We start from the raw sequence: 12,983 nt of genomic DNA, 5'->3' as shown, positions 1-12,983 counted from the left end.
TATAGTAAATTAAGTGCCTGGTAAAGACATTATGTACGCATTCGCTAATGGCAAAACAAGCAACTGAAATTTTAATGTTATAGGCGATAATCAGTTGGTAAAGTAGATAGCAAAGGAAACAAGACAGCTAATCAAACACTGGCTGTTGGTGTCACTTCCGTTGGCATTCAGACCGCATTGAGGTAGTGGCAAATGACCCAGCAACTAACAGCTTGGCATTTGGTACTCGTTATGGCAATGTTTGGGTAGCGGCAGATACGCTAACCGAAGTTAAGTAGTTAATTTTTTTGAATTGTAAAATAGCTATCAACAAACTATAATCTAGTTAACTTGATAGCTTTCCTCCAAGAAAGTAAAAGTGATAATTCATTGCATTAAACAAACAGTTATCAAGTTAAAATTCCACCAGGTTATTCGATTGAATAGCTTGGTGGGATTTTTGCTGTGTGTTATAATTCCAATGTGGAGTTTGACATCTATCATAGTTGCTCTCTAGACACTCCACAAATAGTTATGTGTTGATCCAGTCACATAACCATTAAAACCGTGATATCTTACCGTTTTATGCTTGCTCTTTGTCAGGGTTTTAAGCCGCCAGTTCATGTGACTGGTGGCTTTTTTGTTATGTGCTATAATTTGCATGTAGAGTGTAATATTTATTTTATTGACTACTCTTGGATCACTCTACAAGTAGTTACGTGTTGATCGAGTCACGTAGCTATAAAACCGTGATTAACTTACCAGTTTATATTCATGGTTAAACCACCAGTTTATGCGACTGGTGGTTTTTTATCTTATTTTAATATTTCGTGTTAAAATAATTGTGTAGATATTTGGTGGATATAATCGTCTACTGGTTATCTTACTTATTCCTACAAAGTTCGTTGGCTTTACGTCTACAATTTTCATTTTGTTTTATCTCATCTTATTAGTTTTTTAAACTAGGATAAAGCATGTCAAAAAGCCCCACTGGGTAGAGCGGTCACTCTATCCGGTGGGGCTTTTTTGTGTTTTCTACTATATGTTATGTGGTCACTATTTGGTCACTAGCCATTATTCTTCAATACATCATTTTTATTGTATAATTGTTTGGTCATACCATAAATCGCAGTATCGCCATAGTATTTACCGTCAACATACCTGTCTCCTTGTAAAACCCCCTCTAATTTTAAACCTAACTTATCTAGTACTCTTCTAGAGTTCACATTTAAACTATCTGTCATGGAATAGATCCGAACTAAATTTAATTTTTCAAAGGCTAAGGCCATTATTTCTGAATAGGCCTCGGGAAGGTACCCGTTTCCCCAATAATGTTTATCTATTATATACCCAATTTCAGCTGATTTATTTTTTTCATTCAAGTGTACTTCAATGGTACCAATCATAGCCTTATTATCATTCAGAACAATAGCATATTTTCCTATAGGGTCTCCAATCCAAAAATTTGCCATGACTTCTAAAAATACTTCTTCTGACGAAAATGTATCTAAATACCTCGTATTTTCTGGATCACTACTATAACTATACATACTATTAAAATCTTCTAGCAGCACAGGACGTAAGGTCAAACGTTTGGTTCGCAAGTTAGAATGTTGCATTAATAATTTTTTTATACTAGACAAAATATTTACCCCTCTATTATTATTCGTGAGTAGATATTAAATGTGACTTTAAAATTCGCATTTAACTTGTTCTTTTAATTTAAAACATAGCTTTTCATATCTTAATAACTCCAAATATATCATTTTTTAATGTCATCATTTAGTATGAATTAATATGTTTAATCATTATATATCGAAAGTGCCATGATTAACAATCATTCTACTCATCAATAAATTTAATTATTTTTATTGTAGTACTAATACTAGGTTTGTTGGCTTTCACGTCTACAATTTTCATTTTGTTTTATCTCATCTTATTAGTTTGTTAAAACTAGGATAAAGCATGTAAAAAAGCCCCACTGGGTAGAGTGGTTACTCTATCTGGTGGGGCTTTTTGCATTATTTGAAACAGCATATTTGCTACAAGTTTGCTACACACACCTCGTAGACACCTATATAATAGGAAAGTGAATGCCTGTCGACGGCACTCAAAATAGCTCTAAGAATCCTTCATTTTTAGGATTTTTAGGGCTTTTATTTTGCACTGGTAACATTTTTGTAGCACTCATAAATTAAGTATTATGGTATGTACAATTTTATTTTTGTTCGGTTATTTAAAAAACTATCACTTCAGATGCCGGTTTGGTACTATTGAGATAGTAAATGAATGGAGGATCTTATATGGGTTATAAGCATCTTGAAAAAGGATATAACATTTTTTTAGGCGTAGGCATGCTTAACTTAGGAATAATTATGTTTGGTTTTTTTGTCAAGGATTTGTGGATTTTGGTACAAATGGTTTGGCAAACAGATCTTCAGAAAAATTTTTATAGCATTGCGCGATTGATTTTAGAAACGTTTTTATTCTTTGAGTTTGTAGTATTAACACAAGAATATTTTTTACAAAAGCATATTTCACTACAAAACTTCATGTATATTGGAATTACAGCAATGCTCCGTAATTTGCTAGTTTATCATGATGACACGATGGGAATATTGATTCAATCAATTTCTATTGCAATAATGATTTTAGTTTTGATTGTTTATCGTTGGTCACGACGATATTTGGCGGATTTGGAACAAAAAGAAGCGAGAGAAGAAGTGATATTTGCTGAAGAACATCAACTGCAACAAGCAACTGATGAACATTAGGTATCACGGGGCTTTGTTACTAATTTAATGATTGAATATTGTATAATGAAAAAAAGGAAGGTTGGAGGAACAGTATGATGGATTTGGACCATATTCCAAAGCAATATTTTCGCAAAATAAGATGGACATTATTTTGGGGATTATTCATTTTGGCCATCATTTTTAGTCATTATACAAATGCAGCAGCTTGGCTTTTTATAGGTAGCCTTGCTGTATTAGGTGTATCAATCAAAAAGAGCTTTCGATGGGTCCTACCAATTGTACTTATTTTATTGGTTGCGGGCAGTCCACAATTAGGATTAATGTCACAGGGACTATTAATTATGTTGGTCGTTGGGTTACGGGAATTATTTGTCATGCCACATGCTAAGCTCACGCAATTAAAACAACATCCTCGTTTAAAAATCAATAAGAGTGGCTTAACACGACGTGATAGCCGCGTTTTTAAACAAACATTTAAGCCTATGCAGAAATCGGCATGGCACGTAAAAGTTTTGTTTCAGCAAACTGTGGGACTTAGAAGGATTGCAATAGAAACAAAAGTTGTCACGTATATTGAGGCTATTTTAAATAAGTTAGCAGAGAAACCAACTCAATTGCTCACGGTGAACGACTTTGCATATCGTAGATTACCTAATTTAGAACAATTGTTAGTGAGTTATGTAGAAATTGCAAATCATTCTGTTATTAGCGATGAAGATAAAAAACAGTTAAAAACGGCACGACAATTGATTAAAGAATTATCGACGAATATATGTAAAGATTACCGGTTAGTAATCAGTGAGGATATGAATAATTTAAATAGTCGGATGAATACAACAAAGGATACATTGGGAGACAGGCATGAATGAAGAGCAACAATCACAAAAAGATTTGACAAATAGTAGAATTGATAGAGTGGGTCAGTTAACGTCAAAGGATCGATCAGAAGCTTTAAAACTTGCACAACAACTTGATGTGGAACATTTGGATTCAATTATTTCATATGGTGAAGATACCCAGAAAGACCTGACTGATTTTTCGCAAGAAGTACTGGAAAAGGTACAGTCACAAGATGTTGGACCAATTGGAGACACATTGACAGAGTTGATGTTCAATCTTTCTCAAGCTAATCCAACTGAATTAATACCTGTTAAACAGGGATTCTTTGCACGTATATTTAAAAATATGCAAAAATCCATTTATGAACTAACAGCAAAATATCAAAAAATCGGCGCACAAGTTGATCATGTTGCCGGACAGTTACAACATTTTCAAACGGAATTAATGGCTGATAATCGTATGCTTGATGATTTGTACAGTGAAAATATGTCTTTTTTCAATCAGCTAAATGTCCACATTGTTGGGGCAGAAATGAAATTAACAGATATTGAAAAAAGAGAATTACCAGCTGCACAAAAGCTGGCACAGCAGTCAGAAAATCAATTATTAGCCCAAAAAGTGCAAGATTTAATACAATTCCAACACCGGCTTGAAAAGCGTGTGAACGATTTAAAGTTGACGCAACAAATGGCATTGCAACAAGCACCACAAATTAGACTGATTCAAACAACTAACCAAGTTCTGGCTGAAAAAATTCAAACATCAGTTAACTCTGCGATTCCGCTGTGGAAAAATCAAGTTACGATTGCCCTAACATTGTTGAAACAAAAGAAAGCAGTAAATGCCCAACGAGCTGTGTCTGATACAACGAATCAATTACTGCAGTCAAATGCGGATATGTTACAACAAAATACAATTGAAGCAGCCAAGGAAAATGAACGTGGCATTGTCGATATCGAAACATTGCAACACACACAGGATCAATTGATTAAAACTATCAAAGAAACAATGATTATTCAAAAAGAAGGTCGGGACAAACGTGTTGAAGCAGAACAGCAAATGAAAGATATGGAATCAGAACTGAAAGAGACACTAATTTCGATGGCAACAGAATCAGATAAAAAAACAATATAAAACGTATAGCTTAACTGAGATTGACTAAAAAATGAGATTTTTTTAATTTATTACAATTATTTGACAAAAAAGGGTTACATGTTTTGGCCGATACCGTTATAATGGACACTATAAGAAACATTAGTATGAATAGTCGTATCATTGTAGTGCCGAGAGGAGGCCCATTATGGTAACGTTATATACATCACCAAGTTGTACATCATGCCGAAAAGCGCGTGCATGGCTCGAGGAGAATGAGATTTCTTATCAAGAACGAAATATATTTAAAGAACCATTAACTCGTGAAGAGATTAAAAATATTTTGCGTATGACTGAGGATGGTACCGAAGAAATTATCTCAACAAGGTCAAAACTATTTACAGAATTAGACATTAAATTAGACGATATGTCGTTAAGTTCATTGATTGATTTGTTGCATAATCAACCAGCACTATTGAAGCGCCCATTGATTATGGATGAAAAACGTATGCAGGTTGGTTATAATGAAGATGAAATTCGACGATTCTTACCTCATGAAATGCGTCAGGCAGAGTTGGCTCGCGTCACCGCTATGGTTGATTTATAGAATTAATTTTTGTCAAAATAAGTTATTTAAAGTTGATGTTCTAATATGGCATCAACTTTTTTACAATGTATTCGACGAATAAACCAAGAATTTGTTATAATATATTGTTAGAACGATTTCTCATATTTAGTTGAGAAGAAAGGGGTGCCCATTATGGAAATGGAACGAATAAATGATGATACCATTCGCGTTGTTGTCACAAATGATGATTTAGCGGAGCGTAGTATTTCAATTGTTGATTTGCTGGGCAACCAAGATGAAATTGAAGAGTTCTTCTATAGTATTTTAGAAGAAGTCGATGTTGATGGTGATTTTGAAGATAACGAAGCCGTAACCTTCCAAGTATTGCCTAATCGAAATGGTTTAGAACTATTTATTTCTAAAAATATTGATGACAAAACAATGATGGAGGGGATGCTGAATTCTGTACTTGGTAAGCGAGATGCCGGTGAGTCTAATGATGATGTTTCTGATGACTTATTAGATAAATTGCTTGCTAGCGACAGTAAGGATAGTCAGAACGTAGCAGACCAATCAATTATAAAGCAATCACAGATGAAAGATGTTTCTACATCTGATAAGCAGAACCATTTAGTCGATAGATTATTAACTTCAGAAAACATTAATGATCAGGAGTTGGTACTGCAATTTGATGATTTTGAGAATATCATTCAATTTTCACTAATGATGCAAAAACAAGATTTTGCTTTCAGCACAAAATTAGTAAAGTATCACAGCAAGTTTTACTATATCTTAGGTATAGATGGTCAAGCACTGCAAAATAATTATGATATTAAGGATTTGACAGGCGTTGCTAGAGAATTTGCCAAAGTCTCAGAAGTATCTGCTGAGGTTTTGGTGGAACACGGGCAAATTGTTTTTAATGATAATGCGCTTGAACAAGTATTAAGCTACTTTAAGTAATATAATCCAGTGGAACTGGGACAGAAATCTCTGTCTCAGTTTTTTTGTAAAAAATACATTAGTTTTCGTCTCTATTTATGGAGGTCGAATGATGTTAATTGCGCGACATGCACATACAAAAGAGTATATGGATGCTAATTTGGCAAGATTAAATGATGAGTATGTATGTCCAGGGTGTGGTGAGCTCGTTTGTTTAAAAAAAGGCAAAATCAAGATAGCCCACTACGCACATAAAATTCTTGCAAACTGTGATGCTAGTAGTGAAGGCGAATTGGCATTGCACCTTCAAGGAAAATTAGCGCTATTTCAATACTTTAGTAAAAAATATGATGAAGTGAAGCTGGAACATTGGCTTAGTGAAATCCAGCAGCGACCAGACCTAATGATAAGAAGAGGCGATAAATGGACGGCAATTGAGTTTCAGTGTGCTCCCATTACGCTTGATCAGGTTCGAAAGCGGATGGCTGGTTATCGAAAATTACATTTACAGACATTGTGGATTCTAGGTGAAACTTATCAAAAAAAGCGATTATTAGCGACAACGATGGCGAAATTTGCAGTTATCCATAATTTTGAACTAAAAATATTTTTTTGGAATTATAAGCATAATATTTACTATCAGGGATGGTGGCAAATTGATAATGGTGGTTTAGTAACTCGCAAAACCCGAGTAAATAATCAGTTGCAACAATTGTTAAAGATACAACAGTCAGTTATACTTGCAAAGCCAAAAATCCGTGAGATACAAGAGTATCTTTATAAACAAAATAGAAATATTGTTGGCATTCCTTGGATTTGCCATGCGCAATATTCACTCCCAGGTGGGCTTAAGATACCACATTGGCAAGTTGCTGTTCGTATTATTATGGTTTTAGAGAACAAGTCGGTTAGTATGGATGAAATGCTGCAACGATGTATTGTTCAAGATTGGCAGCAATTTGGTTGTGTAATGGTAAGGGATGTACAAAAACTATGGCTTTATCATTTTTTAAATGATGCTCTTAAGGCGAATCAAATTGAATATACAAATGGAAAATTTAAACTAGCCAACTTAGTGAAATGGTTTGACACTTATCAAGATAAACTCGAAGCATTCCGAGAAGCTTATTTTATTGATTCTCATATCCTATCAAGAAGGAAACTATCGAACTAGCACTGAATAGACAAACAAACTATGATAAAATGAAGATTATATTAGACTGAAATGAGGGACAATAATGGTTAAAGAACTACCTTTACGTGAAGAACTACCAGAATCAGCAACATGGGATCTTAGTACAATTTTTGCTAGTGATGAAGCTTGGCAAGATGCCTATGATGAATTAGCAGAGCGTCTAAACACTGCAGATTTTTTTGCCACCAGTGCAACAGAATCGGGCACGTCATTGTACAATGCACTGCAATACGGCTTAGGGTTAATGCGTGACTTAGAGAAATTATATGTCTATGCATCAATGAAATCAGATCAAGATACAGCTAATGGTTTTTATCAGGGATTAAGTAATAAGGCCAAAACAATTGCCGCTAAGGTTTCTGCCGCAATTGCATTTTTTGACCCAACGGTTCTCTCACTTTCTGCGGAGCAGCTTGCAGCATTTTTTGCAGCTGAGCCACGTCTAAATGATTACCAACACTACTTTGATGATATTTTGACACAAAAAGGTCATGTTCTTCCTGAAAATGAAGAAAAATTATTAGCTGCCGCAGGGGATGTTTTTGGTGCTTCAGAACGGGCATTTGGTATGTTGGATAATGCTGACATCCAGTTTGAGGCTGTAGAAAATGATGAAGGTGAATTAGAAACCTTATCAGACGGGGTTTATTCACGATTATTAGAATCTGTTAATCCGGATGTACGTAGAAATGCGTTTAAAACATTTTACGCATCATACATGGCACTAGATAATACGTTTGCTTCGTTGATTGGTAGTCACGTCAAGGGACATAATTATTTAGCCCAGGTGCACCATTTTGACTCAGCTCGTCAAGCTGCTTTGGCCGCTAATAATGTGCCTGAGATAGTTTATGATACGCTTGTCGCTGAAGTAAATAAGGCGTTACCTTTATTGCATCGCTATATGAATTTACGTAAACGATTATTGAAACTTTCAGAGCTACATTCTTATGATTTGTATACGCCGATTCTTGGTGAACCAGACTATGAAATTGATTATCCACGTGCTCAAGCTGAAGCATTAAAAGCATTAGCTCCTTTGGGTGAAGATTATCTGGCAATTGTCCAAAAAGCATTTGATAATCGCTGGATTGATGTTATTGAGAATAAAGGTAAACGTTCGGGTGCCTATTCTGGTGGTTCTTATGATACAAACCCATTCATTCTACTAAATTGGGTCGATAATTTGAATAATTTAAGTACATTAGTACATGAAATGGGCCATTCTGTGCACTCTTACTTAACAAGAACGAGTCAGCCTTACCAATATGGTGATTATCCAATTTTCCTTGCAGAAATTGCATCGACGACGAATGAAAATTTGTTAACAGACTACCTATTACGTACCATTACTGATAAAAAATTAAAGGCATACGTGTTAAATCAGTATCTCGATGGTGTCAAGGGTACTTTATTCAGACAAACACAATTTGCTGAATTTGAACAGTGGATGCATGAAACTGATGCTAGTGGTACACCACTAACTGCTGAAGTATTGAATGAGGCTTATGGCGAGTTGAACCAACGTTATTATGGTCCAGCATTGACTGTAGATGAAGAAATTGCACACGAGTGGGAGCGTATTCCACACTTTTACTATAACTTTTATGTCTTCCAATATAGTACCGGTTTTGCTGCCGCTACGGCACTGGCAGATAAAATTTTACATGGGGGACAGACAGCGGTTGATGCATATAAGGAGTATCTAAAAGCTGGTGCATCAGCATTTCCAATTGATGTCATGAAAAAAGCAGGTGTCGATATGACGAAGCCTGACTATCTACGAGAGACATTCAATGTCTTTGAGCAGCGCTTAAATGAATTCGAGCAATTAGTTAATGAATTAGGTCTTGAGTAACGTCAAGTTAGGTAATTTTAGAAAGTAATGATGATATCATATCTGGTGTATACTTTTATCTATAAAATTCTTACAATTGCCAGTACAGGTATAAAACGTTAAAATAGTGGGTATACACAGAAATGCTAGGAGGGAAAATATGTCAGGTGGACAAATTGCTCTAATAATTTTAGCTATTGCAGTATTATTATTAGTTCTATTTATTGGATTATTCTTAGTGAGATTGACGCAAACACTAGGTGTTGTGACGAAAGATGTTGACATTATTGCACGTGAGGCTAATGATATATTAGCTAATGTAGACACGTTGTTAGATGATGTGAATGGAAAGGTGGCAACAATTGATCCTGCCTTTCAGGCAATTGCTGATTTGGGGACCTCAGTATCAGAATTAAATGATGCGACGCATAATTTAACAGACAAAGTACGATCATCGTCTAGTTCAAACAAGACGAAAGTAGCGTCAGCACTTTTTGCGGCTAATGCAGCTAGAAAGAATCGTAAGAATGCAAAAAAAGCTGAAGCTGCGCAAAAATAGCCATTGGTTAATAAAACGGAGGATATATTCATGTCAAAGACAAAAGGATTTTTAGCTGGTGTCGCATTTGGTAGTTTAGTTGCCGCTGCAGGATACGGTTACTACAAGATGTTGACTGTTGAACAACAAGATGACTTAAAAGAAAAGTTTGATGATGTTGTAGCAGATTTTCGTGATAAAGTAGTGGATTACAGTTATGCTGCGACTGATGCCGTTGCATCAGTTCGTGATAAGGCCGATGATTTTGTTTCTGATAAGAGCTATGCCTTTGATACCAAGGTGACAGACCTTAAGGAGTCAGCTGAAGAAAAGTCTGCTGATTTACGTGCAAAGGCTGATGAATTGTTGGCCTCAGCGCAAGCAAAGGCAACGGATTTACGAAATCAAGCACAAGACTTATCTAATCAAGCTAAAGCAAAGGCCGATGATTTTAGAGAACAGATTAAAGCTGATGTTGCTGAACAGACAGAAGAGGATATTGTTCTTTCACCAACGGATGATGCAGTTGCATCAGAAACCTTTGAAAGCTTTGAGGATGAGGTTGAGCCTGAAGTATTGGAGCCAACAACTGGACTATCAGAAACCGATAAAAAAGGTTTATCTGAGGAAGCTGATAAATAGTTCTTCAGTTCTATATTAAATAAATGAAAAACGTTAGCCCAACCAGATTGGTTTGAGCTAACGTTTTTTGTAACATATATTAATTTTAAAATTATTCAATAATACGTAATTCTTTAGGTGAGTGCGTGTATGGATCAACACCAGATTCTGTGACAATAACTGAGTCTTCGATACGAATACCTAAATCGCCAGGAATATAAATTCCTGGTTCGATTGAAAATGACATGCCTGGTTGTAGAACTAAGTCATTTCCTTGTGCAATTTGAATTGATTCGTGCACAGATGAACCGATTCCGTGTCCAAGTCGATGTACGAAGTATTCGCCATAACCAGCCTTTGTGATGATATCTCGTGCAATGCCATCCAATTCACCAGCAGTCATTCCTGGCTTGGCGGCAGCTTGGGCAGTTAGTTCAGCCTCTAAGACAACATCATAAACTTCTCGTTGATGATCTGATACTGATTGGAAGGCAACCGTACGTGTTGCGTCAGATACGTAACCATCATAGATGGTACCAAGATCAAATAAGGCAAGATCACCAGGCTTCAATGTATTGTTACCTGTGTCACCATGTGGTTCGGCAGCATGAGCACCAAATTGAACCAGTGTATCAAATGACATGCCAACAACACCTGAAGACTTTAAATCATACTCTAATTTTGCCATTACTTGGAGTTCAGAAACACCAGCCTTCAAAGCATTAAAGGCAAACTCAAACGCGCGGTCTGCATCTTCACCAGCTTTGTGTAATTTAATAATTTCATCAGGAGTTTTAATCAAGTGCAATTTGGTCATTAATGGTGATAAATTACCGATAAACTTTGCTTCTGGAACAGCCGTTTGAATAAGGGAAGCACGTTTTAGTGTGAGTTGCTCTTGTTCAACTGCCCATTTTTCTGTATGTTGTGTATGGGCGTGCAAATGTTCATTAATTAGTGCCCATGGATTTTCTTGGTCCTGATAACCATAAACAGGATGAGACCAGCCTGAGCTTTTAACAGCTTCAACCTCAAGGGCTGGCGCAAAGATAAATGGTTCATCTTGTGGGAAAACCACTAGAGCGAGTACACGCTCAATAGGGTCAGAATTGAAACCCGTTAGGTAATCAATTGAATGAAAATCTGAGAAGTAAGCAACATCTAGTTGTTGTTCTTCTAGCCAACTTTGTATTGATGAAAGTTTATTGGTCATTAAAAATTCTCCTTTAATTGAAATATATGATTAATTGTACGCTCATTTTTAAAAAATGCCCATCTATGATAAAAAGTTATGTTACAATTAACCATTGTGTGAAATTATTATTAAATGATGAAACAAATTATGAAAACATGTTACAATCACATTGTAAGCGTTCCCATAAAATAAAATCAGTTAATGGCTGTTAGATTAAATAAATTTGTCTAGCGCTCGAGTCTGAATTAAAAATTTGTATTTTTAGGAGAATAGTAATGGATAAACAAACTGTCACAATTTATGATGTGGCGCGAGAAGCAAAAGTGTCAATGGCAACTGTTTCACGTGTCGTGAATGGTAATGCAAATGTTAAAGCTGAAACAAAAGAAAAAGTCAATGCGGTGATTGCTAAATTGGGGTACCGTCCAAATGCAGTTGCTCGAGGATTGGCCTCACGGCGGACAACGACAATTGGTGTCGTTATCCCTGATGTTACCAACCATTATTTTGCTGAATTAGCTCGTGGAATTGATGATGTTGCGGCAATGTATCATTATCAAATTATTTTAGCGAATTCCGATGAGTCAAATACTAAAGAAATTCAAGTGATGGAAAATCTTCTTGGTAAGCAAGTTGATGGTATTGTATTTATGGGTAACATTTTAAATGATGATATTCGTGATGAATTTAAGAAAGCTGATGTACCTGTAGTTTTGGCTGGCTTGTTAGATGAGTATGAAGAACAGCCATCAGTTAATATCGAATATAGATCAGCAATGAGTGATGCAACAACAAGATTGCTGCAAGCGGGTCATACCAAAATTGCTTTCGTCACTGGCGATTTAGATCATTATATGAACAAGGCACATAAACTACTTGGTTATCAAGATGCTTTGGCTGCGTACGATGTGGCTTACGATGAGAAGCTAGTTTTCCAAGGAACATATGACTATCAGTCAGGTTATCAACTCGCTCAAGAAATTAAAGATTCAGAGGCTACTGCAGCAATTGTTGCCAATGACGAAATGGCCGCTGGTGTGATTAACGGTCTAACAGATGCAGGTGTTAATGTACCAGACGACTTTGAAATCATTACAGGCAATGATTCAAAGGTTGCGGTGATTACACGACCACAATTGTCATCAATTACACAACCAATTTATGATATTGGTGCAGTTGCCATGCGCATGTTAACAAAGTTGATGAACCATGAAGAACTGGCAGTTAATAATATTGTTCTCCCACATGGTTATGTAGATCGTGGATCAACTAAGCATGACAATATGTAGGTGTACGATAAGATTTTAAATCTGTTTTGGAATTCATAAACAGTAGTCTTATTAAGTGATGGAATAAGAAAAATAGGATGGCTTTTTTGAGTGACTTCAAAAAAACCGTTCTTTTTTATTTAAGAACGTTA

Annotated in this window: 12 protein-coding genes; 10 read left to right on the top strand and 2 right to left on the bottom strand. The window is 35.8% G+C overall.

Features of this window, described 5'->3' with window-relative positions; genetic code table 11:
- Positions 1 to 1,046 precede the first annotated feature (1,046 nt).
- A complete protein-coding gene (locus QRX23_RS06035) occupies positions 1,047 to 1,622 on the bottom strand; it encodes a GNAT family N-acetyltransferase (RefSeq protein ID WP_330155012.1) in 576 nt (191 codons plus the stop codon).
- 660 nt (positions 1,623 to 2,282) lie between these two features.
- Here QRX23_RS06035 and QRX23_RS06030 point away from each other — a divergent pair.
- From QRX23_RS06030 to QRX23_RS05990, 9 genes are all read left to right on the top strand, one after another.
- The gene (locus QRX23_RS06030) at positions 2,283 to 2,753 is read left to right on the top strand and encodes a phosphate-starvation-inducible PsiE family protein (RefSeq protein WP_330155011.1); all 471 of its coding nucleotides are present in this window, start codon (positions 2,283 to 2,285) and stop codon (positions 2,751 to 2,753) included.
- A 74-nt stretch (positions 2,754 to 2,827) separates the two neighbouring features.
- Positions 2,828 to 3,604, top strand: a complete 777-nt coding sequence (locus QRX23_RS06025) for a 5-bromo-4-chloroindolyl phosphate hydrolysis family protein (RefSeq protein WP_330155010.1) — start codon at positions 2,828 to 2,830, stop codon at positions 3,602 to 3,604.
- Positions 3,597 to 4,709: a toxic anion resistance protein gene (locus tag QRX23_RS06020; RefSeq protein ID WP_330155009.1), complete on the top strand. Its 1,113-nt coding sequence runs from the start codon at positions 3,597 to 3,599 to the stop codon at positions 4,707 to 4,709. The genes QRX23_RS06025 and QRX23_RS06020 overlap by 8 nt, the downstream gene beginning before the upstream one ends.
- Positions 4,710 to 4,875: 166 nt before the next feature.
- Positions 4,876 to 5,274, top strand: a complete 399-nt coding sequence (spx, locus tag QRX23_RS06015) for a transcriptional regulator Spx (RefSeq protein ID WP_002828412.1) — start codon at positions 4,876 to 4,878, stop codon at positions 5,272 to 5,274.
- 153 nt (positions 5,275 to 5,427) lie between these two features.
- A complete protein-coding gene (locus QRX23_RS06010; RefSeq protein WP_002828411.1) occupies positions 5,428 to 6,198 on the top strand; it encodes an adaptor protein MecA in 771 nt (256 codons plus the stop codon).
- An 88-nt stretch (positions 6,199 to 6,286) separates the two neighbouring features.
- Positions 6,287 to 7,351 (top strand): competence protein CoiA, encoded by a 1,065-nt coding sequence (locus tag QRX23_RS06005; protein WP_330155008.1) that lies wholly within the window; start codon positions 6,287 to 6,289, stop codon positions 7,349 to 7,351.
- A 64-nt stretch (positions 7,352 to 7,415) separates the two neighbouring features.
- On the top strand, positions 7,416 to 9,230 hold the full coding sequence (gene pepF, locus QRX23_RS06000; protein ID WP_330155007.1) for an oligoendopeptidase F: 1,815 nt from the start codon (positions 7,416 to 7,418) through the stop codon (positions 9,228 to 9,230).
- A 139-nt stretch (positions 9,231 to 9,369) separates the two neighbouring features.
- A complete protein-coding gene (locus tag QRX23_RS05995; RefSeq protein ID WP_330155006.1) occupies positions 9,370 to 9,768 on the top strand; it encodes a DUF948 domain-containing protein in 399 nt (132 codons plus the stop codon).
- A 30-nt stretch (positions 9,769 to 9,798) separates the two neighbouring features.
- Positions 9,799 to 10,389 (top strand): ATP synthase subunit B family protein, encoded by a 591-nt coding sequence (locus tag QRX23_RS05990; protein WP_002828407.1) that lies wholly within the window; start codon positions 9,799 to 9,801, stop codon positions 10,387 to 10,389.
- 91 nt (positions 10,390 to 10,480) lie between these two features.
- Here the strand turns inward: QRX23_RS05990 and QRX23_RS05985 are convergent, their stop codons facing one another.
- Positions 10,481 to 11,581: a M24 family metallopeptidase gene (locus tag QRX23_RS05985; protein ID WP_330155005.1), complete on the bottom strand. Its 1,101-nt coding sequence runs from the start codon at positions 11,579 to 11,581 to the stop codon at positions 10,481 to 10,483.
- A 257-nt stretch (positions 11,582 to 11,838) separates the two neighbouring features.
- Here QRX23_RS05985 and ccpA point away from each other — a divergent pair, with 257 nt between their 5' ends.
- A complete protein-coding gene (gene ccpA / locus QRX23_RS05980) occupies positions 11,839 to 12,852 on the top strand; it encodes a catabolite control protein A (RefSeq protein ID WP_002828405.1) in 1,014 nt (337 codons plus the stop codon).
- Positions 12,853 to 12,983 lie beyond the last annotated feature (131 nt).

Origin of the sequence: Weissella paramesenteroides, assembly GCF_036327715.1 — a bacterium.
Lineage (GTDB): Bacteria > Bacillota > Bacilli > Lactobacillales > Lactobacillaceae > Weissella > Weissella paramesenteroides.
The sequence above is the reverse complement of the archived record's forward strand: the minus strand, read 5'-3'. Positions and strand labels throughout refer to the sequence as shown.

Excerpts from the sequence above, each read along its gene's own strand:
- QRX23_RS06030 (WP_330155011.1), top strand. The coding sequence starts at position 2,283 with ATGGGTTATAAGCATCTTGAAAAAGGATATAACATTTTTTTAGGCGTA.
- QRX23_RS06025 (WP_330155010.1), top strand. The coding sequence starts at position 2,828 with ATGATGGATTTGGACCATATTCCAAAGCAATATTTTCGCAAAATAAGA.
- QRX23_RS06020 (WP_330155009.1), top strand. The coding sequence starts at position 3,597 with ATGAATGAAGAGCAACAATCACAAAAAGATTTGACAAATAGTAGAATT.
- spx (WP_002828412.1), top strand. The coding sequence starts at position 4,876 with ATGGTAACGTTATATACATCACCAAGTTGTACATCATGCCGAAAAGCG.
- QRX23_RS06010 (WP_002828411.1), top strand. The coding sequence starts at position 5,428 with ATGGAAATGGAACGAATAAATGATGATACCATTCGCGTTGTTGTCACA.
- QRX23_RS06005 (WP_330155008.1), top strand. The coding sequence starts at position 6,287 with ATGATGTTAATTGCGCGACATGCACATACAAAAGAGTATATGGATGCT.
- pepF (WP_330155007.1), top strand. The coding sequence starts at position 7,416 with ATGGTTAAAGAACTACCTTTACGTGAAGAACTACCAGAATCAGCAACA.
- QRX23_RS05995 (WP_330155006.1), top strand. The coding sequence starts at position 9,370 with ATGTCAGGTGGACAAATTGCTCTAATAATTTTAGCTATTGCAGTATTA.
- QRX23_RS05990 (WP_002828407.1), top strand. The coding sequence starts at position 9,799 with ATGTCAAAGACAAAAGGATTTTTAGCTGGTGTCGCATTTGGTAGTTTA.
- QRX23_RS05985 (WP_330155005.1), bottom strand. The coding sequence starts at position 11,581 with ATGACCAATAAACTTTCATCAATACAAAGTTGGCTAGAAGAACAACAA.
- ccpA (WP_002828405.1), top strand. The coding sequence starts at position 11,839 with ATGGATAAACAAACTGTCACAATTTATGATGTGGCGCGAGAAGCAAAA.